The sequence below is a fragment of the Solwaraspora sp. WMMB762 genome (assembly GCF_049179115.1).
GTDB lineage: Bacteria > Actinomycetota > Actinomycetes > Mycobacteriales > Micromonosporaceae > Micromonospora_E.
The window spans coordinates 6,370,766-6,391,034 of the sequence record NZ_JBMHMD010000001.1; the positions used below are offsets into that span (position 1 = coordinate 6,370,766).

Consider the following 20,269-nt stretch of genomic DNA (forward strand, 5'->3'; position numbering starts at 1 on the left):
ACCGGCAGCGCTACGGTTCGATCGGACGCTGGTGGGGCAGCTTCGCCGCGAGGACCTTGAAGTGACGCATCTGCGACCACGCCTGCCGGTCCCCGATGACGTACAGCCTGCGTTTGGCCCGGCTGACCGCGACGTTGAGCAGGTTCGGCTTCTTCGATGCCCACCGGAGGGCGCCGAGGCGGTCAGGTGCGCCGCCCAGGACGAACACCACGACGTCGGCCTGCTTGCCTTGCGCGGTGTGCACGGTGCCGGCGACCAGACCACGGTAGCGCCGGGCCCGCTGGCGAACCTCGCGGGCAACATCCCGGAACGGTGCGATCACCATCACCTCGGACATGTCGAAGCTCAGCTCGGCGAGGGTGCCGAGGATCCGGTCGAGTTGCCGGCCCTGGTCGGGAATCCAGTGACCCCGAGCCGTGGTGCCCGCGACGTCGATCCACTTCGACGGCGGCAACGTCGGGTAGTCGGCGCGGAACCTGTCCTGGGCCGCCGTACCGGTGCCCTCGATCATCAGTCCGTCGTAGGCGACCTGGTTGACGATGTCGAACATCGGTTGATCGCAGCGCCGGTGCACGGTCAGTGGCACACCGACCCAGGTCGGGCCGCCGTCGTCGGCGTCCGGCAGCGAGGTGCCCAGCGGTGTGAGCCGGTCGGCGAGGCGCTGCACCGAGATGCGGCTGGGCGACCACTGCTCGTCGACCTTCATCTTGGCCCGGATCGTCTGTTCGGTGCGGAACGGCAGGGTGGTGATCGGCTCCAGCTGCAGCGGATCGCCGACGACCACGGCACGTTTGGTCCGCCAGAGCGCGCCGACGGCGTTCTGCGGTGTCGCCTGCCCGGCCTCGTCGATCAACAGCCAACCGAGCGCCTCCTTGCCGAGGTGGCCGAACAGCCTGGCGTACGAGGCGAACGGGGTGGAGACCACCGGCACCACGAAGAACAGGCTCTGCCAGGCCGCCAGCGCCGCGTCGGCGGGCAGGTCGGCGGGCGCGTCACCGCTGACCAGGTCTATCGCCGCGTGCAGGTTGCGTCGCAGCGGGGCTGCGCTGTGCCGAAGGAACGCCTTGTGCAGCGCCAACGCGGCAAGAAACAGCTCGCTGCGGGCCGTGTTCCACTCCTCGTCGGTCCACAGCGCGGTCATCTCCCGGCGCGCGCGGTCGGTGTGCCAGCCGGCGTCGGGGTAGTGCCGGCCCAGGGCGTCGGCTGCCCGGGCGAGTTTGGCTTCCAGCGCGGCCATCTCGCTGTCTGCCGCCCGTACCGCGCTCTCGGCCTTGCGGAGGGCCTGGTTGGTGGTCGAAATCTTGCGTTCGGCCGACGCCACCGCCCGCCGGGCCGCGGTCAGCGGTGGGTGATCGACCTCCGGCTTGGGGATGCCCGCGTCCAGCTTGCGCTGGATCGCGCCCGTCTCGCGCCGCGCGTTGTCCACCGCCCGATGTACGCCGTCGATCTCCTGCTGTGCGGCACCGAGCTCCGCGTGGGCGGCGTCGAGCGAACCTTGGGCCCGGTGGACCTCGTTGAGGAGCCAACGGTCGTAGTGCGACCAGCGCCGGTGCGCCTCGCCGAGAGTACGTAGCCACTCCCACAGGCTCGGCCGCGACTGTTGGTGCGCGGCGTGTGTCTGCCACCGCCGGCTCAGCTCGGCCTCCCATGACCGGACGCCGCGCTCTGCGGTCGCCTTACGGCCCTCGACCAGCCGTTCGGCCTGCCGCTGACCCTGCGCGATGCGCTGCTGGGCAGCCGTGAGGCGCCGGCGGGCGTCCTGCTCGGCTTCGGCCTGGCGGGCCCGCGCGATCCGGTCGGCCTCCGCCGCCCGATCACGTTCGTCGTAGACGGCGGCCGTGTGCCGCAGCCGCGCGGTCTCGACCGCGTCCGTCGCCTGTTTCACCGCGTGCCGCAGGCCGGCGAGTTTCTCGTCGAGCTGTGCCCGGCGCTGGACGTCGCGGTAGACCTCGGACCGCTCGGTACGGAGCTGCGCTACCCGCATCTCCACGGCCTCGAACTGTGCCACCGCCGTCAACCAGGGGACGTCCGGGCCGGTCTGCTCGTACCCCTTGAGCACTGACAGCAGCCCCGACCAGCGGTGACCGTCGGCAGGTTTGCCCGCGCGTCTGCCCGCGCGTTTGTCAGCCGGCTTGGCTGATGGCTTGGCTGATGGCTTGTCGGGGTCGTGGTACCAGAACCTGTCGACGAACCGGCTGCGGTTCTTTTTGTTGCCCAGCCGTGCCGCGACCAGCGCCCACGCGCGGTCGGCGACCGGCGTCGCCGTCTGGTCGTCCCGTTCGTCGGCCAGCAGCGCCGTGGCGACATCGGTGAAGTAGTCGACGGCGGCGGCCTGTTCCCGCCAGGACTCGCCGATGGCACCGACGGCGGGGATCTCGTCGGTGACGTTCTGCACGGCGCCGTTGTTGGCCGAGGCGACAACCATCTCGAAGCCGGTGAGGCTGGGCCGCCACAGGCTGACCACGCGGGTGAATTCCCCGGTACGCCAGCGCAGCGTCCGGCCGGTGAACGCCTTACCCGGGTCGGACAACGTCGCCAACTGGCGGGCCCGCTCGACGACGAGTGCGGCGACGAGGTCGCGCAGCATCGTGGTCTTGCCGGTGCCAGGTGGGCCGTTGACGCCGAGTACGCCGGCGGTGGTCATGCTCAGGGCGGAGTTGACCGCGAGCTGTTGATTGAGCGCGAGCGCGTGCCCGGGCTGGCTGGGCCAGCGTCCCGCCGGTACGGTCTGCGGGGCCGTCGCCGTCAGTACCGCGTCGGTCCGGTCCCGTACGTCCACCCGGTCCCTGGTCGCGATGCCGGTCTCGGGACGCAGATAATCGCGCAACGCGGCGCCGATGCCGCCCTTGGCTGTCTTGCCCGCGACCAGGTCGAGATCGTTCACGATGAAGCTGTTGAGAAACTCGCTGCCGGCGGTTTGTGCGCCGCTGCGGGCCACGATCTGGCTCTTGACCCGGATCTCGGCGCAGGACAGCGTCTCGTCGATGCCTGCCGCCTCCACCGCCGCCTCCAGACACGAGGCGAGGAGCGGGTGATCCACGAGATACGGCATCCACTGCCACTTCGGCTCGCGGATCTCGGAGTAGTCGTCCTCGCCGGTGATTTCCTTCACTGTCTCGTGAAACGTGGACGTGGCGTTCTCAAAGTCGGACAGCAGGCCGCTGTCGGCGCGCTTGGTTCGGAGTATCTCGCCGGTGGCCCAGGCGCAGCTGGACAGCACGACCGAATCGGGCAGGACCATCCCTTTTTCGTCGACCACGAAGGCGGCGAGGGCACTCTCTCCCGCTGGCCGCTCGTCATAGCTGTCCTGGTCCGGCCCGAAGACGGTCGACAGCTTCTCGAACAGCTGGTCGAGGCGGTAGACGCCCAGGTAGACGACGTGTTGCCAGGCTTGCTTGTCGTCCAGCCTCTGTCGTCTGACCTGGTGGCCGGCCTCCCACGGCAGTGGCTGCCCAGGGCTGACCGGAAACACCTGCCGATCCGGGTCGGTCTTTTCGACACCTTGCGGGCTGAACATCTCCACTGTCCGCCAGAACCGGACGATCTGCGCACGTGCGGTTTGCGCGTTCGGTCCCAACGTCACTCCGATCGATGCTCAGCCCGTGCTCCGGGACGAATGATCCCGACGTACATGGTCTCCCGTACCGCCGCGAGACCCCAAGTGCACTGTCTATATCAAACTGATATCGATCGCCCGCTGCGTGATCAGCCCTGGCCGATGCCGGCGTCGCGGGGCAGCCGGAGCACCGGTCTGCCGAGCATCGGCAGCAAACTGGCCAACATCCCGACAGCGCACACCCACAGCGCGGTCCGTTCCCCGACCACCTGCACCAGGAAGCCACCGAACAGCCCGCCGACCGGCATCATGCCCCACATCAGGAACCGCATGGCGGAGTTCATCCGCCCGTGCAGTTCCGGCGGGCAGATGGCCTGGCGGTAGGTGATCTGCGCAACGTTCTGGATGGCGCTGCCGCCGATGTAGGCGGCGTAGCCGATCGGGTAGAGCGCCACCAGCCAGCCCTGACCCACCAGCGGCATGAGCAGCAGCAGCGGGAACGTCACGGCGAACGGCAGCCACAGCGTACGGGCGATGCCGAACGTCGCGACGAAGCGGTTGGCGAACACGCTGCCGACCACCCCGCCGACCGCGACGGCCCCGGTCACCAGGCCGTACGCCGCCGGCGACAGGCCGAGCGTGTTCACCAGCAGCAACGGCTGGACGGTGAGCAGCGCGTACTCGAACAGCAGGGCGATCATGCCGTGCAGCACGACCAGCCGGAGAATCGGTTGCCCGGCGACGTATCGCACCCCGATGGTGAGCTCCCGGCCCAGCCGTGGCCGCCCACCGGGCCGGTGGACCTGCGGTTCGCGGGGCCGGATCCGGGCGAGCAGCCAGGCGGAGGCCAGGTGGGCGACCGCGTTGAAGGCCAGCGCGCCCGAGGCGGTGATGATCTGGACCAGCGCCCCGCCCAGGGGCGGCCCGGCCAGCTGGCTGCCGTTGCCGGCCACCTCCAGCTTGCTGAAGCCGGCCAGCAGGCGGTCCTTGCCCACCAGGTACGTGACGTAGCCCTGCTGCGCCACGTCGAAGAAGACGTTGCCGACCCCGATGACCAGGGCGACCGCGTACAGCTGCCCCAGGCTCAGCGCCCCGAACGCCGCTGTCACCGGCACCGACAGCAGCACCAGCGCGCGGACCAGATCGGCGGCCACCAGCACCGACCGCTGCCGTAGCCGGTCCACCCAGACCCCGGCCGGCAGCGCGACGACGAGAAAGGCGAGCGTGCTCGACGCCACCAGGAGCCCCACCTGCTGGGCGGAGGCATCCAGCACGAGCACCGCGAGCAGCGGCAGGGCGACGAGTGCGACGTGGCCGCCGGTTCGGCTGACCACATCGGAGGCGAGCAGCAGCCGGAAGCCGCGGTGCGAGCGCAGCAGGTCGTCGGCTGGCCGTGCCCGCTCGGGCACGTCCACTGTCGTCAAGGAACCAACCTCCGGGATGTCATCGACCGGACCGTACCCGCTGTTGCCGGGACGGCGGCGGCGTCGGCCAGCCGCCGCACGATCTCGGCGAGAATAGCGGGGGTGGTGGCGAAGTTGAGTCTGAGGAAACCCGTGCCCGACGGGCCGAACTCGGCACCGTCCATCACGCTCACCCGCGCGCGGTCGGCGAGATCTGCGGCCGGCGGGTAGTCGCGCAGGTCGAGCCAGCCCAGGTAGGTGCCTTCGGGCGGGGTGTAACGGGCCATCGGCAGGTGTACGCCGAGCAGTTCGGCCAGCAGATGCCGGTTGTGGTCGAGTCGGCCGAGCACCGTGTCGAGCCACGGCCCACCGGCCCGGTACGCGGCGGTGGCGGCCAGCACACCCAGGGTGGCGGTGCCGTCGGTGTGCAGCCGCCCGAGCTCACCCCACCGCTTGCGGTCGGCGTCGTTGCTGGTCAGCAGCTGGGCGCACTTCAAGCCCGCCACGTTCCACGCCTTCGACGTCGACGTGGCCGTCACCGTGTGCCCGGCGGCGGCGTCACAGCTGCTGGCGTACGGGACGTGCCGGTGCCCGGGATAGACGAGCGGCGCGTGGACCTCGTCGCTGAACACCCGGCCACCGTGCCGTTCGACGACCTCCGCGACGGCCAACAGCTCGCCGGGCGTCATGACGGCGCCGAGGGGGTTGTTGGGGTTGCAGAGCACGAGCAGATTTCCGCCCGCCGCGAAGGCATGGTCGAGCGCGTCCAGGTCGTAGCCGTAGCGGCCGCCGGATTCCACCATCTCGACCTGGATGACGCGTCGACCGAGCAGCCGGGGTACGGCCAGGAACGGCGGGTACGCGGGCACCGGCACGATGACGGCCGAGCCGGGCCGGGAGAAGCAGTCGATGGCGACGTGCAGGGCACGGATGACATCCGGCAACGGCCGTACGTCCGCCGGCGACAGATCCCATCCGTACCTGTCGTGTTGCCAGGCGGCGCATGCCTCGGCCAGCTGCGCCGTCAGCTGCGGCGTGAGGTAACCGACCTGACCGCGGTCCACCGCGTCGTGCAATGCGTCCGCGACTTCGGGTGCCGTACCGAAGTCCATTTCGGCTACACACGCCGCCAGTCTTTCCGGGCCGGCGGTGGCCCATTTGAGCCCACCGCGCTCGCGCAACGAGTCGACGGTGACGACGTCGGAACCTGTCCACACCTGCTATGTCACCTACTCCGTCAGCACGTGTTTGCCGGCGGCGATGCTCGCCTCCCAGTTTTGCCCGTCGAACTCCACGAACTCGATGTTCTCGGCGGGGGAGAGGTCGAGGCACCGCGCGTTGACGCTGAAATAGCCGGTGGGGTGCGATCGGGGGCGGTAGAACGGCAGCACACCGCAGACCGCGCAGAAGGTGTGGTCCGCGATGCGGTTGCCGAACCGGTACGGCTTGAGGAACTCCTGTCCCTGGTGCAGCTTGAACCGCGCCTCCGGGGTCATCAGTTCCTGGTGGCCGTGCCGGTGGCAGATTCCGCAGTTGCACAGGGTGATGGTCAGGTTTCGACTGGCCGCTGCGGAAAACACCACCCCGCCGCAGTGGCAGCTGCCTTCATACCAAACGCGTTCGATGTTCTCGGTCGTTTCCGTCACCTCTTCGGTCATGGCGTCACTCCGATCAGTTGGCGGTTGCGAGCGCGGGCAGGTGGGCGGGCAGGCCGAACGACATGGGCAGCGTGCGGTGCGGGGCGACCGAGTCGTACCGGAACGAGACGTGCCCCTTCTCGGTGGGTTTCCTGGTGAAGAAGATGAGCATGTCCCGGATGGCCGGCTCGGTGTCGTCGATCGGGTAGACCGGCGAGACGCTGTGCTTGTACTCGTGATCGACGACCATCAGGGTGTCCAGGAAGTCGCCGTGCCGCGCCCTGCCCTTGATCAACGCGGGGTCCGTCTCGTGCCAGCGGCGGCCGTTGACCTCCCGCATGTCGTGCAGGAAGGTCTCCGCGCTGTCGGTGGTCATGTTTCGCGCGGAGAGGAACGTGGTCATGGTGTGGTCCACCCCGTCGGAGTGCACGCCCTCCAGCGCGGGTTCGCCCAGCAGGCCGGTGGTCGTGACGGTCCGTAGGTTGAACAGGGTGCAGATCCACTCGGCGCGGTCGTAGTCCAGCCGGGGCCGCCGTGCCACGTCGACACCGTGGACGACCAGGAACTTGAAGACCAGCATCGCCTGCAGCGCGGTGTTCAGCTGCAGGTCGTCCTGCACCTCGTCGAACGTTCGCAGCGTCTCCGAGTCGTGCCGGACGAAGTCCTCCTCGCGGGAGAGAACGAAGGGCTGCGCCTCCAGTCGGTAACCGCGCCGGGTCTGTGGGTTCAGGCAGATGCGCCCGTTCCTGCTCTTACGGAAAGGCAGGGTCGGGTCCGACTCCAACTGCTCGCTGACCAGCTTCAGCTGCTCGAAATCCTCGTCGGTCGCGCCGAGAGATTGCAGCAGAGAGGCCATTCTCGCCCCGTCGACGAATGCCCATCGGGCACGGATGTATTCGGATCTCACATCCATGACGTCGGACATGGCGGAATCGTATTTCACAGCCTTCTCCACTCCCGGTAAATGACTTTGACGGCAAGCTCTCTGAGATCCACATCATGGTGCGGGCGGTAGGTCCCCGCTTCTTCTGAATTGCCCTCACAGAGGGTGATGGGTTACCGGCGGTAGTCGAGGTATGAGAGCAACATGGGAGAAGACAACTCCCGTAGGGCGCGGAACCGTGTACACGGCCGAGCGTGCTCGTCAGCCGTACCTCTTACCGTTTCGAGATTCGACACCAACGTGGTAAGCGCCCTGCTCGGGACACCACGTCAAGCCGAGAGGAAGACCGTTGCCAAAGTTGATGTTCGTCAATTCGACCAGCCGTTCGATGGCGGCTCGGCCGGATGACGTCCCGGACGACGCGAAGGACTCCTACCGCTTTCTCGCCAACCGGATGCTGTGGTCGATGGACGAGGGTGACGTAGCGGTTCTTCCGGGCAAGGTCAGTGACGCGTGGCTGGCGTACGTCGCCGATCTGCTCGGCCTCGCGTCGCCCCCCACCGTGCTCTCCCTGGGTGACTACCCCGGCGGCGGTTGGTACCCCGGCGAACGACCACAGCTTGCCGAGGCCCTGCGCGGCCTCGTGGCGGCACGCGGCGACGGCGCGAACCCATGGCGTCTGGAGTGCTACATCCACGACCGGGACATCGCCTCCTGGGAGCGGCTGCTCGGCATCGGCGCGGAGGAGTCCGTGCGCTTCGCGCAAGGGACCGCTGAGCTGGTCAACTCCAAGTCGGTCTTCCGGTCGATGGCGACGGCCTGCGGGATCCCGGTCGCGGAGGGGCGGGTGGTGGACCGTGGACCGGAGCTGGTCGACGGCGTGTCCGAACTGCTCACCCGCACCGGGGCCGTCATCGTCAAGCAGGACGTGAACGCCGGCGGAGACGGCAACATCCTGCTGACCACGGTCGAGGGAGGCAAGGAGGCCGGCGCCCACTACGTGGTCCACCTGGCCGCGACCGACCCCGCGACGGTCGCGTCGGCGCTCGAACCGTTCGGCCTGACGGCCCTGCCCGACCTGCCGGCCGGCGCCAGCCCGGCGCACAACGTCATCGAGGTCTACCACGAGTCGGTCCGCGAACTGTCCGCTGACATGACCGTGCCACGCGTCGGCGCGCCGACACTGATGAGCTACAGCGACCTACGCATGGCCGAGACCTGGAAGGGCAGCATCTACCCGCCGCAGAACCTCACCCCCAGACTGCACGCGCACCTCGGCGCGTACATGCAGCAGGTCGCGATCGTCGCCCAGCAGCTCGGCTACTACGGGCCGATGAACATCGACGCGATCGTCACCAGATCGGGTGATCTGCTGTTCAACGAGTTCAACGGGCGGGTCGGCGGCACCACCGGCATCGACATGATCGGACGACGGCTGCTCGGTCAGGACTACCTCGACCATCACGTCTTCGCCTCGCGGATCGACGTGCCCGCGCCCGGCTGCGACATCCTGGTGAAGGCCCTGGACGAGCAGGGACTGCTGTTCACCCGGGGATCGGACCACGGCGTGGTCATCTACAACGACACCACCGAGGAGACGGGCACGATCGAGTACGTGGTGGTCGGCCGTAGCTGGGCGGAGACGTCCCGCACCGAGGAGCAGCTGACCGGCATGCTGAGCAAGCTCTGAGCGACCCTGAGCGACTCTCTGAGTGGCTCCGAGCGACTCCGAAAGGCTCCGAGCAGGTCCGGCAGGGTGGTCCGGCTGTAGTTCGTCCAGCGCTGCGGTGATTCCGTCGACACTAGGTGGACGACGCTGGGCGCGGCCGGGGCGTGAGTCCGTCGTGCAGGACGGCGAGGATTCGTTGCTGGCCTTGCTGGTCGGGGCCGACCTGCTCCAGCGCCCGCGAGGTGCCGATCATCAGCCCGACCAACTCGGCTGTGGTGATGTCCGGGCGTACGGCTCCGGACTGCTGCGCCCTGGTCAGCAGGTCCCCCATCGCGTCGCGCAGGTCCGCGCCGGCTGAGGCGATCGCCGCCCGTACCGCGGCCATCGCCTCGTCGTCGGAGTCGGCGGCGTCGGTGAAGGCGTGCTTGACCGTCGACTGTTTGACGGCCTCGGTGAAGAACGCGAAGAAGCCGGCGCCGACGTCGCCGTCGGCGGCCATCTCCCGCGCGTACGCGGTGATCTCCCGTAGCCGGGACATGAACACCGCCTCGATGAGGGCGGCCTTCGTGGGGAAGTGACGGAAGACGGTGCCGATCGCCACGCCGGCGAGCTCGGCGAGCTCCTCGGTCGAGGCGGACGGACCGGCCGCCGCGAAGACCTGTTCGGCGGCGGCGAGGATCCGGGCCCGGTTGCGCTGGGCGTCGGCCCGCATCCGTCTGGGCTGCGGCGAAGACGAGGAGGAGGTCACGGAGGCATTATCCAGCGGGAAGAAGGTGAGTCGCAGACTCCGGTTGACAACATGAGTCGCTCACTCATATTGTCCTGGCTGTGAAGACGATCGTGATGACCGGCGGCACCTCGGGATTCGGCGCGGACACCCGGAGGCGCCTGGCCGCGCAGCCCGGCACCCGGGTCCTGTCCGGCACCCGCCGCACCGCGTCGGGCGACCCCGACACCGCGTCGGGCGACGCCGACGCCCTGCCCCTGGACCTTGCGCGGCTGGACAGTGTCCGTGCCTTCGCCCGGGCCGTCACCGACCGGCTCGACGGCACCCCGATCGACGCGCTCGTGCTCAACGCCGGTCTCAGCTTCCGCACCGGCGACCGGCGCACCGTCGACGGCTTCGAAACCACCTTCGCGGTCAACCACCTCGCGCACTACCTGCTGATCCGGCTGCTGATGCCCAACCTCGCGCCGAAGGCGACCGTCATCGTCACCACCAGCGGCACCCACGACCCCGACCATGACACGCTGCTGCCGACGCCGCCCCGACACGCCGACGCGCGCCTGCTCGCCCGTCCCGACACCGACCCCGAGCGCGACACCGACCCACGATCGGCCGGCGGTCGCGCGTACACATCGTCGAAGCTGTGCAACGTGCTGACCGTACGGGCCCTGGCCGCCCGGCCCGAGGCCCGCAGCGGGCAGTGGCGGGTCCTGGCGTTCGACCCCGGACCGACGCCCGGAACCGGTCTGCTGCGCGACGCCTCGCCCACGATGCGGCTGGCCTGGCGGATACTCAGCCGGGCGACCCGCCTGATGCCCCGGTTCAACCGCCGGGAGGCGGTCGCAGCGGCCCTGACCGACCTCACCCTCGGCGCCGTCACCACCCCACCCGGGCACTACTACGCCCGCGTCGTACACAACCAGCTCACCTGGACCGCCCCGTCCCGCCTGGCGCGCAGTGACGACGCCCGGGACGCCCTGTGGGCCGACAGCGCCGACCTGCTGTCCCTGCCCTGACTGCCCGGACCCACCTGCGACCGGACAGGCCGGCAATTCAGCGAGGCTGCTGGCTCCGGACCGCGACGAACGCCTCCTCGGCCAGGGCGACGGCGACGGCAGGCAGCCGTGCGGCGGCAGGGCCCAACGACTGGTTCCCCCCGATTGCGTTAAGGTCCGCCACGATGACCAGGCCACCATGTCGGACGAGCGCCGTGGTCTGTTTGCTGTCCGGGCTGTCGGAGCCGCCGTCCTGAGCGACTCGGATCTCGTCAGCGACCGTGGCCGGCCCGTCGGGCAGCGTGTCTCCGGTTGGCGACGTCGACAGGGACGTCCAGTCGGACACTGGTGATGGTGAGTGCTCCGCGAGTGCCTGCTCCTCGCTGTCGTACAGCGTGACCTCAACGGCCGCGAAGCCTCCCGGCCTGCCCGGCAGGCCACCCATCAGCTGCCCGCATCGGACGGTGCCGTCCTCCATCAAAATGAACGAACGGTTGTCGCGGCCGAGGTCTTCGGCGAGGCTGTCGGGCATCGCGCTCTCGCCGAAGACCTCGGCCACGACGGCGAAGTCGATGGATCTGCAGATCTCCGGGCTCACCTGGTACGGCTGGTACGTCGACCCCGTGGCATTGGGCCCGGTGGTCGAGCTCGTGCAGCCGGCCAGCAGGATCGGTGGCAGGACCAGTAACAGTAGGCGGCGAATGTCGACTGTCACGACGGTAGTGGTTCCTGTCCTTATCGACTGTTTGACTTTGGGTGTGCGGGCAGTCCGAGCAGCGCAGTGGCCCGCCACAGCTCCTTGAGCTCCCGGTTCGTCAGGCTGCTCGCGGTCTTCTACCTCTACGCCGGCGGCAAGAAGGTCGCCCAAAGCCGGGAGCAGTCTATTGGCCAACCCCGATCAGGGCGGTCCGGCCGGGCCGGACTCGTACGCGCAGCCGCTGTCCGGGTGTGCGGCGAGCGCGATCACCTCGTCCAGCCGGGAGCGGGCCGCCGTCAACTCGGCGATCCGCGCGTCAATCCGGTCGCGTTCGGCGGTCAGCCGGGCGCGTGACTCGGGCGTGTTGACCTTGGCGTCTACACAGGTCACCGATCCGCACAGTGACCCCTATCACAAGCATTTGCCTTTGACGTCAACGTCAAGTTCTAGCGTAGCCAGCATGCAGATTTCCGGAGCAACCGCCCTGGTCACCGGGGCCAATCGTGGTATCGGCCGGCACTTCGCCGCCCAGCTGCTTGAGCGCGGAGCCGTCCCGGTGTACGCCACCGCCCGCCGCCCCGAGTCCGTCGACCTGCCCGGCGTACGGGTCCTGCCGCTGGACGTCACCGACTCGGTCGCCGCCGCCGCGCGGGCCAACGGTGACGTCACCCTGCTGATCAACAACGCCGGGGTCGCCACCGGCGCCGACCTGGTCGGCGGTGACCTCGATTTGATCCGCCGGGAGATGGACACCCACTTCTGGGAAACGTTGGTGCCGGCGGGTACGCGGCGGCGAAGGCCGCCGAGTGGAACCTCACCAACGCCGTGCGGCTGGAACTGGCCGCCCAGCAAACCCAGGTCACCGGCCTGCTGATGGGGGCCGTCGACACCGACATGATGGCCTCCTACGACGTACCGAAGAACGAGCCTGCGGTGATCGTCAAGGCCGCCCTCGCCGGAGACCCCTCCGGCGGTCAGAAAACCTGACCAGAGCGTACGGCGGTGAACAGCAACGGCGTGCGGACGCCGAGCCGGGCCACGGCGTCGGCGACAGTCTCGGCCAGCCACCCGATCGCGTCGCAGGACCACTCGACCAGCTCACCGCGAAGCGCCACCCCGTGCAGTGGCGGGCCGTTCCAGAAGCTGTCGTCGAACAGCGGAGCCGGGGTGGCGTCGGCGGCCGCGAGGTCGTATGACCGGTACCCGAACACATCCGGACCCAGGTCGGCGAGTAGCTCGGTGAGCTGGACCGCCACGTCAGGTAACGACGGCTCCCGGCCGCTGTTGACGGTGATCTCGACCGGCGTCCGGTCCGCCGGACCGTGCCCGGTGAACCACGGGCTCGTCCGGGTCGCCGGCACCGGCGCGTACGGCGGGCGGGACGCCGGGTCGAGCCCGTGCACCGGTAGCAGCAGCTGCACCGCAGACAGGTCGAGCGAACCCCGCCGGGCCGTCACCTCTTCGGCGCAGTGCAGGAACGGCTGCACCGGCAGTGGCCGGTCGCCCGCCACCGCGCTGGCGTCGACCTGGAACCAGGACAACAGGCCGGCGTCGGGTGCGGCGGCCGGGTGCTCCCACCCGGCGTCGTTCGTCGCCCACAGGCCATCCGACCGGAGCATGCCGTTGTCGCGATCGCCGCCAGCCGAGGAATCGTCGAGCCAGCCCATGGCGAGTGACCGGTGGTAGAAGAGCGAATAGGCGTCCAGCTCCCCGCCGGTCCGGTGTGGAACATCGTCCGCGGATCCGGTGAGGACGCTGCCGTAGAGAGCGGCGAACATGGTGCCGGCGACCCGACGGGTCGCCGGCACCAGGCCCGGCCGTGCATTGATGCTGCGTTCCGGCATGCTGTTTCCTTTCCAGCTGCCGGGCAGCTGAGACGGTACTGCTTTTCTGAAGGGTCAGTATACCCGGCAGGCAACGTCGTTTTGGCGATACGGCCACTCGCCGGTGTCGATTTCGCCGATCACGTCGACGTCGACATGATTGCGCCACGATGTCATCTGGGTGTCGTCACAGTCGTGGCGCGCGACGGTGCGGTCGCCGCTTCCGGTGTAGGGCCGTAGTTCCCTGGTCGACGAGCAGGCCTTCTGTCGCCAGCTGTTGTCCGTGTACCACTCGTACAGGCAGTTGAACACGTTCGCCCGGTCGTTGCTGCAGTTTCCTTGCCGCCACCAGCCGTGACCCGACACCGCCACCCCGGTGCCGGACCGGTGGGGGTTGTCCCGGCCGCTTTCCGGTGTGCAGCCGATCAGCGCCGTGTCTGCGGTCGTGCCGGCGGCCCTCGTCATCGGGATCACCCGGCCGGCGCTGTCCAGATAGATTGCGGTGCTGGCGGAGCCCGGTGGTGCGATTCCCGGCACCGCGACCGCGGCTTCCGCTGGTCCGGCCACGGCCTGTGCCGGCGCGGCAACGCCGCCAAGGGCGAGGGCGGTTGCGGCCAGGGCGCTGAGCACCCGTGTTGCTTGTTTCATCGATCCTCCCCGTGCTGGAACAATTGAGTCCGCGTGACTGAGATAGCGCGACCTGCAGCCACGCGGGAATTGTTGGCCGGCGAGTGGGGGTTGATCAATTCGCCCCGTACGACGACCAACAGCCACGACGCTAATCGATTGATTTGCAAGGTGCAACCCGGCGCCGACGTGAATTGAACTGATCATGAAACAGGGTGCGAGGATCGGCGCCGGGCTGCGGAGTTACCTGGCTCGGTGTCAGAGGGGCGCGGTCGGGGTGACGGCCGACGGGGTGAAGGTGTGCGGGCGGCCGCAGTAGTCCGGGATCGGAGTGATGTCGAGCAGTGACACCCGGCAGACCTGAATGACGACGCGGTCGATCCCTCGGACGGCGGCGTTCGCGCCGAGGATGAACTCGATCTCGACGACGCCGTTGTTCACCCGGCGGGCGGTCTCGTCGATGACCCGCTCGCCGGCGTACGCGGTGTAGCTGGCGATGGTGTAGCGGCTGTCGTCGCGGCAGACGGCTCCCGGGTCGTTCGGGAACGGACGGTCGGCGAGCACCCCGGTCACCCGTACCGTGCTGGTCGGCGGGGCGGAGCGCCACTCCAGGTGACCCTGGGTGTAGCCGTACGTGCAGTTGTCCCCGGACGGGACGGAGAACCGTTGCAGGATCGACGGGCTGGCGGTGGCGCCGCTGGCCGCGAGGGCAGCGGCGGCGATCGCGGCGGCGAGGACGGTCGCCACACGCAGGACTGCGCGCTTCATCTGCTTCCTTTCTGCTGTCTCGGGTGCTCGGCTGTCTCGGTTGCTTCGTGGACGGTCGTCGGCACCTGGTGCGGGTGCGGCGAGCAATACATCTAAGATTACCGATGTAACGCTGTGAAGTCATCTCTTGACTGATGGGCGATGTGCGTGAGGAAGTCGCCGGCTGGGTACCGGCTCGTGCAGTGGCATCGACCCGACGAGTCCACCCCTCGAAGGAGACACGGCATGAGCCAGGTCACCGAGGCCGCACCGCAGCGGTCGACCGGCGTACCCGAACCACCGGCCGGCTGGCGCCGTTTCCGCTACATCGGTCCCGGCGTGCTGTGGGCGCTCGCCGCCCTCGCCACCGGCGAGCTGCTGTTCACCCCCCGGGTCGGTGCCCAGTACGGCTACGGTCTGATGTGGGCGCTCGTCGCCGTACTCGTCCTCAAGCTCTTCGTCACCCGGGAGATCGGCCGCTACAGCGTCGTCACCGGCCGCCGACTGCTCACCGGCCTGGCCGGCCTGCCCGGCCCGGCCGGCTGGGCGATCTGGGTGATCCTGGTGCCGCAGCTGGTCGTCGGGATCGCCGCGATCGCCGGTATCGCCAGCGCCGCCGGCAGCGCACTCGCGCTCGCCGTACCCGGTCCGATCCAGCTGTGGACCGGCGCGGTCATCGCCGCCGCCGCCGGGCTGGTGCTGGTCGGGCACTACACCGGCGTCGAATGGGCGTCCCGGGTCCTCGGCATCGCGCTCGCCCTCGGTGCGGTCGTCGCCGCGATCCAGGTCGGGCCCGACCTGACCGAGGCCGCCGCCGGCTTCGTCCCGGTGCCACCGGACGATCTGCGGGTCGCCGAGATCCTGCCCTGGCTCGGCTTCCTGTCCAACGGCGCGGCCGGACTGATGTGGTACTCGTACTGGATCACCGCCAAGGGCATCGGCCACGCCGGGGTGCCGGCGGCGGACCGCCGCGACCCGCGGGACCTCGACAGCGATCAGATCGACCGGGTACGCGGCTGGCTGCGGACAATGAGCCTGGACTCGACGTTCGCGGTGGTCGGCGTCGCGCTGATCACCGTCGCGTTCCTTGTCCTCGGCGCCGAGCTGCTGCGGCCGGAAGGCATCGTGCCCGCCGAGGCCGACGTCGCCCGTGACCTGACCCGCCTGTTCAGCGAGGTGTTCGGCAGCGTCGGCTTCTGGCTGATGGTCGTCGGCCTGGTGTCGGCGTTCTGGACCGCCACGCTCACCAACATCGACGGGTGGCAGCGGCTGTACACCGACGGCGTGCGGCGGCTGCTCCCGGCGCGGCTCGCCGAGCACACTCTCACCCGCCCGGTGGTGATCAGCCGGACCGCCGTCGTGCTGTGGCTGGCGACCCTGCCGTACGCCGTTTTCCTGATTTTCGGTGATCCGGTCGCCCTGCTGACCCTCGCCGGGTCGATCGAGGCCATACACATCCCGCTGGTCGCCGGACTCGTGCTGTGGCTCAACCGGCGGACGATGCCGCGCGCCCTGCGCGCCGGGCGGGCCGCGACCGCGTTGGTGGTCGCCGCCGTGGTCTTCTTCACCTGGTTCGCGCTCTACTACCTGTGGCAGCAGCTCGCCGGCTGACCGGAAGAGAGCCGGCCGAAGAGGGCAGGCCGGTTGCGGTCGGCGGCGCGATCCGCCACCATGGTGGACATGATCACTTCCTACCGGAAGGGCGGATCCGCCCTCGCGCGGTGACCGCGCCCGCCGACCGGGCCGCCACAGAGGACATCCTGTCCCGCATCTATGCCCGGCACTGCCGCAGCCGGCCCCGGTTCCGTTGGGTCGACTCACCCCGTCAGGCGCTGCCGCTGCTGACCGGGCTGCCCACCCACGACCTGCTCCAACAGTGGATCAGAGGCCGACAGCCGGCCGGGAAACCCCCGCTGGCCAGCGACCTCGCCGCCGGACTGTCCCGGCTGCGCAGCGCCCTCGACGCGAGCGCCGACCATCCCGACCTGATCCCACCACCGGCCGGCCGGAAGAAGGACGCCGGGAACAGGGACGCCCGGAAAAAGGACGCCGGCCAGAAACAGGACGGTGCCGGACCGAAATGGCCGGTGCTGCCGCCGATCGAGGCGCTCGCGGCCGGCGTACCGTTGCGGGTCGTCCTGCAGCAAGGGGTCCGTGACGCGCTGCGGACCAGCCTGGTCGACGGTTTCTCCCTACCGGTCCGCGCGGCACTCGCGGCCGTCGGGCGACAGCCGGTGCCGACCGCCTGGTACGGCCAGCAGGACGCGCACTGGGTGGCGTACTACGACGTGCTGCGCCGGCTCGGGCTGGCCCGGTACCGGCGGACCGACGAGACACAGCTCGACGAGTGGGCGACGTTGGCCCGGTCCACCGGCTGGTGGTGGCCGGGAGAGCGGACCTGCGTCCTGGTCGAACGTCCGGCGGTGATCCGGACCGGGCCGGTGCCGGGCGGTTGCCACGGGCAGCGGCGACCCGCGCGGGACGGCGACGGCCCGATCGGATACCGGGACGGCTGGCGACCACTCGGTTAGCCGCCCGACGGCTGAGTCGGCCGGGCAGATGGTGGAAAGACGCCTACTCGCTAACGTGGTGCGGACGTAGGCGACCATGATCTGCCCGGCGGCTCCCGGCCGCCGAGGCTCGAAGGACGGTGGCTGTCCCGATGCATTCGCACCAGCATGAACCCGTTGGCCGTACGCCGGGTGCTTCCCGCGTCAGCGGTGCACCCGGCGTGCGCCCGTCATCGAACCCGGCACACCGCCTGCAGCGCCGGTACGGCAACCGGCAGACCAGGGCGATCATCCAGGCGAAGCTTGCGGTTGGCTCCACCACCGACCCGCTCGAGCAGGAAGCGGACCGGATCTCGCGGCTGGCGACCGGCGGGTCGGTGCAGCGGGCACCCGAGGCGGTCGGGCAGGTGCCCGCGACGGCAGTGGGTGAGTCGGCGGGCGCGGCGGTGGAACAGGGCGTGGCCCGGGCCCGGGGCGGCGGACGACCGGTCCCGGCCGGGGTGCGCCGACGGATGGAGCAGGTGTCCGGCGCGGACCTGCGAGGGGTGCGGGTCCATGTGGGCACCGAGTCCGACCGGATGAACCACGCCCTGGGCGCCCGGGCGTTCACCGTCGGAGCCGACGTGTTCGTCCGGCGCAGCGACTACCGACCGGGCACCACCGGCGGCGACGCACTGCTCGGGCACGAGTTGACCCACACCATCCAGCAAGGTGCCGTCGGCGACCACGCCCATGCCGGTGACCACGCACACGCCCACGCACACCGTGCCGTGCAACGGAAGGACACCGACGACGAGGCCAAGCCCGACGCCCCGCCGGAGGCGCAACGGATCCTCGACGCCGCGGCCGGATCGGGTGTCCTCGTGCGGACCGTGGACTTCCGCAATCTGGACGCGGTGTTCGGGGTGCTGGACCACAGCGCCGACCCCCGGGGTGCCCCGCCGGCGCAGGGGTTGTCGAAGCTGGAGCAGCTGAAGGCGAAGTTCAACAAGAAGCAGGACACGACGAAACCGCCGCCCGACCCGCGTATCCCGGCGCAGAGCTGGTCACTGATCCAGAACGACTTCAAGTCGACCCTGTTCAACGGTCGGGTGATGGCGCTGCTCGCCATCCCCGACGCGTTCAAGTTGGACGCCCGGCCCGGCGGGGAGGACATGAGCCGGATGTTCCACTTCAGTCCGAAGGACGATTCGACGAACTACCAGTACGACCCGGCGAACATCCCTACCCACGAGCGCGCCCTAGACCGGCTGGGCAAGCTGCACGACACCGTGGTGGACGCCCAGAACGACGCGCTCGAGACACAGGACCTGGACGCCTACACCCCGGACAACAACGAGGTAAAGGCGTTCGGCGTGGCACCGGACGGCATCGCCGGGTTCCTGTTCAACCCGGGGCCCGAGATCCACAGACAGTGGTTCACGGTCGGTTTCCAGCAAAACTTCACCGACGCGGCCGACGAACTCCGCCGACGGACGGGGTTCACCGGCAAGTATCCGGTCTTCATCCGCGACGCCGAATACAAGCTGGAGTACTTCACGATGGTCTGAACCCTGGTCTGGAACCGCTGAGCGGCGCCACCCGGTCCCTGCTCAGCGGCCGACCGGGCCGGTGGGTCAGCAGTGGAACTCGCCGGCGTCGTAGACGGCCCGCAGCACCTCCGTCGGCGCCACCAGGATCTTGCCCACCGTGTCCTGAGACACGGTGAAGCCGATCGCCAGCGTGCCGCTGCTGACCAGGTAGTTCTCGGAGTACGGGTTGTTCTCGGCGGTGTGCCGGGTGAGCTGCTCGCCGTACGCCTCACGCAGTTCGGCACTTGTGCTACCCACCGTCACGCCCTCGGCCGTCGACAGCGACGACTCCTCGACGAGGATCATCGCGGCGATGTCGTCCTCGGCGGTGTAGACGACCACCCCGGCGAGTTCGTCGCTGCCGACCAGCCGGTCCGGGCAGAAGTCGCCCGGTTCGGTGCCGAGAGCGCCGGTCGCGGTCAACTCGGCGACGCTACCGCTGATCCGCAACGGGCCGATCCCGCGCGTCGTGATCAGCAACTCGTCGTCGGCGTCGGAGCCGGCCGGATCAGCCGACGGGTTCGCCGACGCGGCCGGCGACGCGGTCGGCCCGGCGGGCGTCGGCTCCGACGGTGAGCGGCCCACCGCCCACATCGTTGCGGCGACCGTGACCAGCACCACGATCAGCAGGACGACCAGCGCCAGTACGGCGACCCGCAGGCGGCTGCCACCGGTCCGCGCCGGCTCCTCGTGCGGGTCGCCGAGCGGCTCGGGTCCGGCTCCGGCTCCGGCTCCGGCAGGTGACGGGCTGCTCATTGGGCCGTGTACCTCCCGTCCCGCCACACCAGCGACCGCTCCTGCGATCCGGTGACGACGACGAGTCGGTCACCGTCCTGCGTCACCTGCCCGGCGGCCAGGGCGGTCTCCGAGTGCAGCACCTCGATGCCGCCCGGACCGGTGACACCGAGCACGTCGAAGTCCAGGAACCCGCCGCTGCCGCACCGCCGGCCGAAGATCAGATCCTGCTCGTCGGGGCCCCGTACCGAAACCGGGGTCAGCACGATCTCGCAGTCCGTCGTGTCCAGCGACGTCGCGAAGACCTGCGCCCAGTCGCCCGCCGTGCAGCCGTACACCCGTAGCTCGGTCTGCCGGATCTGCCCCGGACCGACGTCGGCGGGCGACACCGCCGCCGCGACGTGCGTCCCGCCGGCGGGCAGTGGGTCGAACGTCACCGACGGGTCGGCCACGGTGCCGGCGTCGACCGGGACCGCCTGGTTCGTCGGCGGGCACTCCACCGACGGCGGTACGCTCGTCGGCTGCCCGTCCGCCGGCGGTGCCTCGGCACCGCCCTGACTCGTACACGCCGCGCCGCCGGCCAGCAACGCGGCGACGACCGCGCCGGTCAGCAGCCAACGCCGGGCCGATCCGGGACCTTGTGCCATGACTCCTGTTGTCCAACCGTCGCGACGCCAATGCCCGGCCAC

At 69.7% G+C, this 20,269-nt stretch carries 18 protein-coding genes and 1 pseudogene; 6 read left to right on the plus strand and 13 right to left on the minus strand.

Annotation, left to right across the window (positions count from 1 at the left end):
* Nucleotides 1–10 precede the first annotated feature (10 nt).
* From ACN27J_RS28560 to ACN27J_RS28580, 5 genes are all read right to left on the minus strand, one after another.
* Nucleotides 11–3,517 (minus strand): AAA domain-containing protein, encoded by a 3,507-nt coding sequence (locus ACN27J_RS28560; RefSeq protein ID WP_421370976.1) that lies wholly within the window; start codon nt 3,515–3,517, stop codon nt 11–13.
* 188 nt (nt 3,518–3,705) lie between these two features.
* On the minus strand, nt 3,706–4,971 hold the full coding sequence (locus ACN27J_RS28565) for an MFS transporter (protein WP_421372555.1): 1,266 nt from the start codon (nt 4,969–4,971) through the stop codon (nt 3,706–3,708).
* 5 nt (nt 4,972–4,976) lie between these two features.
* A complete protein-coding gene (locus tag ACN27J_RS28570) occupies nt 4,977–6,176 on the minus strand; it encodes a MalY/PatB family protein (RefSeq protein ID WP_421370978.1) in 1,200 nt (399 codons plus the stop codon).
* A gap of 12 nt (nt 6,177–6,188) precedes the next feature.
* Nucleotides 6,189–6,617 carry a GFA family protein gene (locus ACN27J_RS28575; protein ID WP_421370980.1) on the minus strand — a complete coding sequence of 143 codons (429 nt, stop codon included), beginning with the start codon at nt 6,615–6,617 and terminating at the stop codon, nt 6,189–6,191.
* A 13-nt stretch (nt 6,618–6,630) separates the two neighbouring features.
* On the minus strand, nt 6,631–7,521 hold the full coding sequence (locus tag ACN27J_RS28580; protein ID WP_421370982.1) for a 2OG-Fe dioxygenase family protein: 891 nt from the start codon (nt 7,519–7,521) through the stop codon (nt 6,631–6,633).
* A 307-nt stretch (nt 7,522–7,828) separates the two neighbouring features.
* Between ACN27J_RS28580 and ACN27J_RS28585 the strand changes: the two genes are divergently transcribed.
* Nucleotides 7,829–9,169, plus strand: a complete 1,341-nt coding sequence (locus ACN27J_RS28585; protein WP_421370983.1) for a peptide ligase PGM1-related protein — start codon at nt 7,829–7,831, stop codon at nt 9,167–9,169.
* A gap of 112 nt (nt 9,170–9,281) precedes the next feature.
* On the opposite strand, the gene ACN27J_RS28590 is transcribed toward ACN27J_RS28585, so the two are convergent.
* Complete coding sequence (locus ACN27J_RS28590) at nt 9,282–9,896, minus strand: TetR/AcrR family transcriptional regulator (protein ID WP_421370985.1); 615 nt, start codon at nt 9,894–9,896, stop codon at nt 9,282–9,284.
* A gap of 80 nt (nt 9,897–9,976) precedes the next feature.
* Here ACN27J_RS28590 and ACN27J_RS28595 point away from each other — a divergent pair, with 80 nt between their 5' ends.
* Nucleotides 9,977–10,891, plus strand: a complete 915-nt coding sequence (locus ACN27J_RS28595) for an SDR family NAD(P)-dependent oxidoreductase (RefSeq protein WP_421370987.1) — start codon at nt 9,977–9,979, stop codon at nt 10,889–10,891.
* 37 nt (nt 10,892–10,928) lie between these two features.
* On the opposite strand, the gene ACN27J_RS28600 is transcribed toward ACN27J_RS28595, so the two are convergent.
* Nucleotides 10,929–11,429: a hypothetical protein gene (locus tag ACN27J_RS28600; RefSeq protein ID WP_421370988.1), complete on the minus strand. Its 501-nt coding sequence runs from the start codon at nt 11,427–11,429 to the stop codon at nt 10,929–10,931.
* 339 nt (nt 11,430–11,768) lie between these two features.
* On the minus strand, nt 11,769–11,957 hold the full coding sequence (locus tag ACN27J_RS28605; protein WP_421370990.1) for a hypothetical protein: 189 nt from the start codon (nt 11,955–11,957) through the stop codon (nt 11,769–11,771).
* A 70-nt stretch (nt 11,958–12,027) separates the two neighbouring features.
* On the opposite strand from ACN27J_RS28605, the pseudogene ACN27J_RS28610 reads away from it, so the two are divergent.
* Nucleotides 12,028–12,554 (plus strand): annotated as a pseudogene (locus ACN27J_RS28610) (SDR family NAD(P)-dependent oxidoreductase).
* Here ACN27J_RS28610 and ACN27J_RS28615 read toward each other — a convergent pair.
* Genes ACN27J_RS28615 through ACN27J_RS28625 form a run of 3 tightly spaced genes read right to left on the minus strand, consistent with a single transcriptional unit; the run spans nt 12,542 to nt 14,785 of the window.
* On the minus strand, nt 12,542–13,411 hold the full coding sequence (locus tag ACN27J_RS28615; protein WP_421370991.1) for a hypothetical protein: 870 nt from the start codon (nt 13,409–13,411) through the stop codon (nt 12,542–12,544). The pseudogene ACN27J_RS28610 and the gene ACN27J_RS28615 sit on opposite strands and share 13 nt — an antisense overlap.
* A gap of 54 nt (nt 13,412–13,465) precedes the next feature.
* Nucleotides 13,466–14,224, minus strand: a complete 759-nt coding sequence (locus tag ACN27J_RS28620) for a hypothetical protein (protein ID WP_421370993.1) — start codon at nt 14,222–14,224, stop codon at nt 13,466–13,468.
* Between the two features lie 51 nt (nt 14,225–14,275).
* A complete protein-coding gene (locus tag ACN27J_RS28625) occupies nt 14,276–14,785 on the minus strand; it encodes a hypothetical protein (protein ID WP_421370995.1) in 510 nt (169 codons plus the stop codon).
* Nucleotides 14,786–15,010: 225 nt separating this feature from the next.
* On the opposite strand from ACN27J_RS28625, the gene ACN27J_RS28630 reads away from it, so the two are divergent.
* From ACN27J_RS28630 to ACN27J_RS28640, 3 genes are all read left to right on the plus strand, one after another.
* Entirely contained in the window at nt 15,011–16,375 is a 1,365-nt protein-coding gene (locus tag ACN27J_RS28630) for an Nramp family divalent metal transporter (RefSeq protein ID WP_421370996.1), read from the plus strand.
* 110 nt (nt 16,376–16,485) lie between these two features.
* A complete protein-coding gene (locus ACN27J_RS28635) occupies nt 16,486–17,295 on the plus strand; it encodes a DUF6745 domain-containing protein (RefSeq protein ID WP_421370998.1) in 810 nt (269 codons plus the stop codon).
* Nucleotides 17,296–17,495: 200 nt separating this feature from the next.
* Nucleotides 17,496–18,824 carry a DUF4157 domain-containing protein gene (locus ACN27J_RS28640; protein ID WP_421371000.1) on the plus strand — a complete coding sequence of 443 codons (1,329 nt, stop codon included), beginning with the start codon at nt 17,496–17,498 and terminating at the stop codon, nt 18,822–18,824.
* A 66-nt stretch (nt 18,825–18,890) separates the two neighbouring features.
* On the opposite strand, the gene ACN27J_RS28645 is transcribed toward ACN27J_RS28640, so the two are convergent.
* The gene (locus ACN27J_RS28645) at nt 18,891–19,601 is read right to left on the minus strand and encodes a hypothetical protein (RefSeq protein ID WP_421371001.1); all 711 of its coding nucleotides are present in this window, start codon (nt 19,599–19,601) and stop codon (nt 18,891–18,893) included.
* A complete protein-coding gene (locus ACN27J_RS28650) occupies nt 19,598–20,227 on the minus strand; it encodes a hypothetical protein (protein ID WP_421371003.1) in 630 nt (209 codons plus the stop codon). Before ACN27J_RS28650 ends, ACN27J_RS28645 begins: the two co-directional genes overlap by 4 nt.
* Nucleotides 20,228–20,269 lie beyond the last annotated feature (42 nt).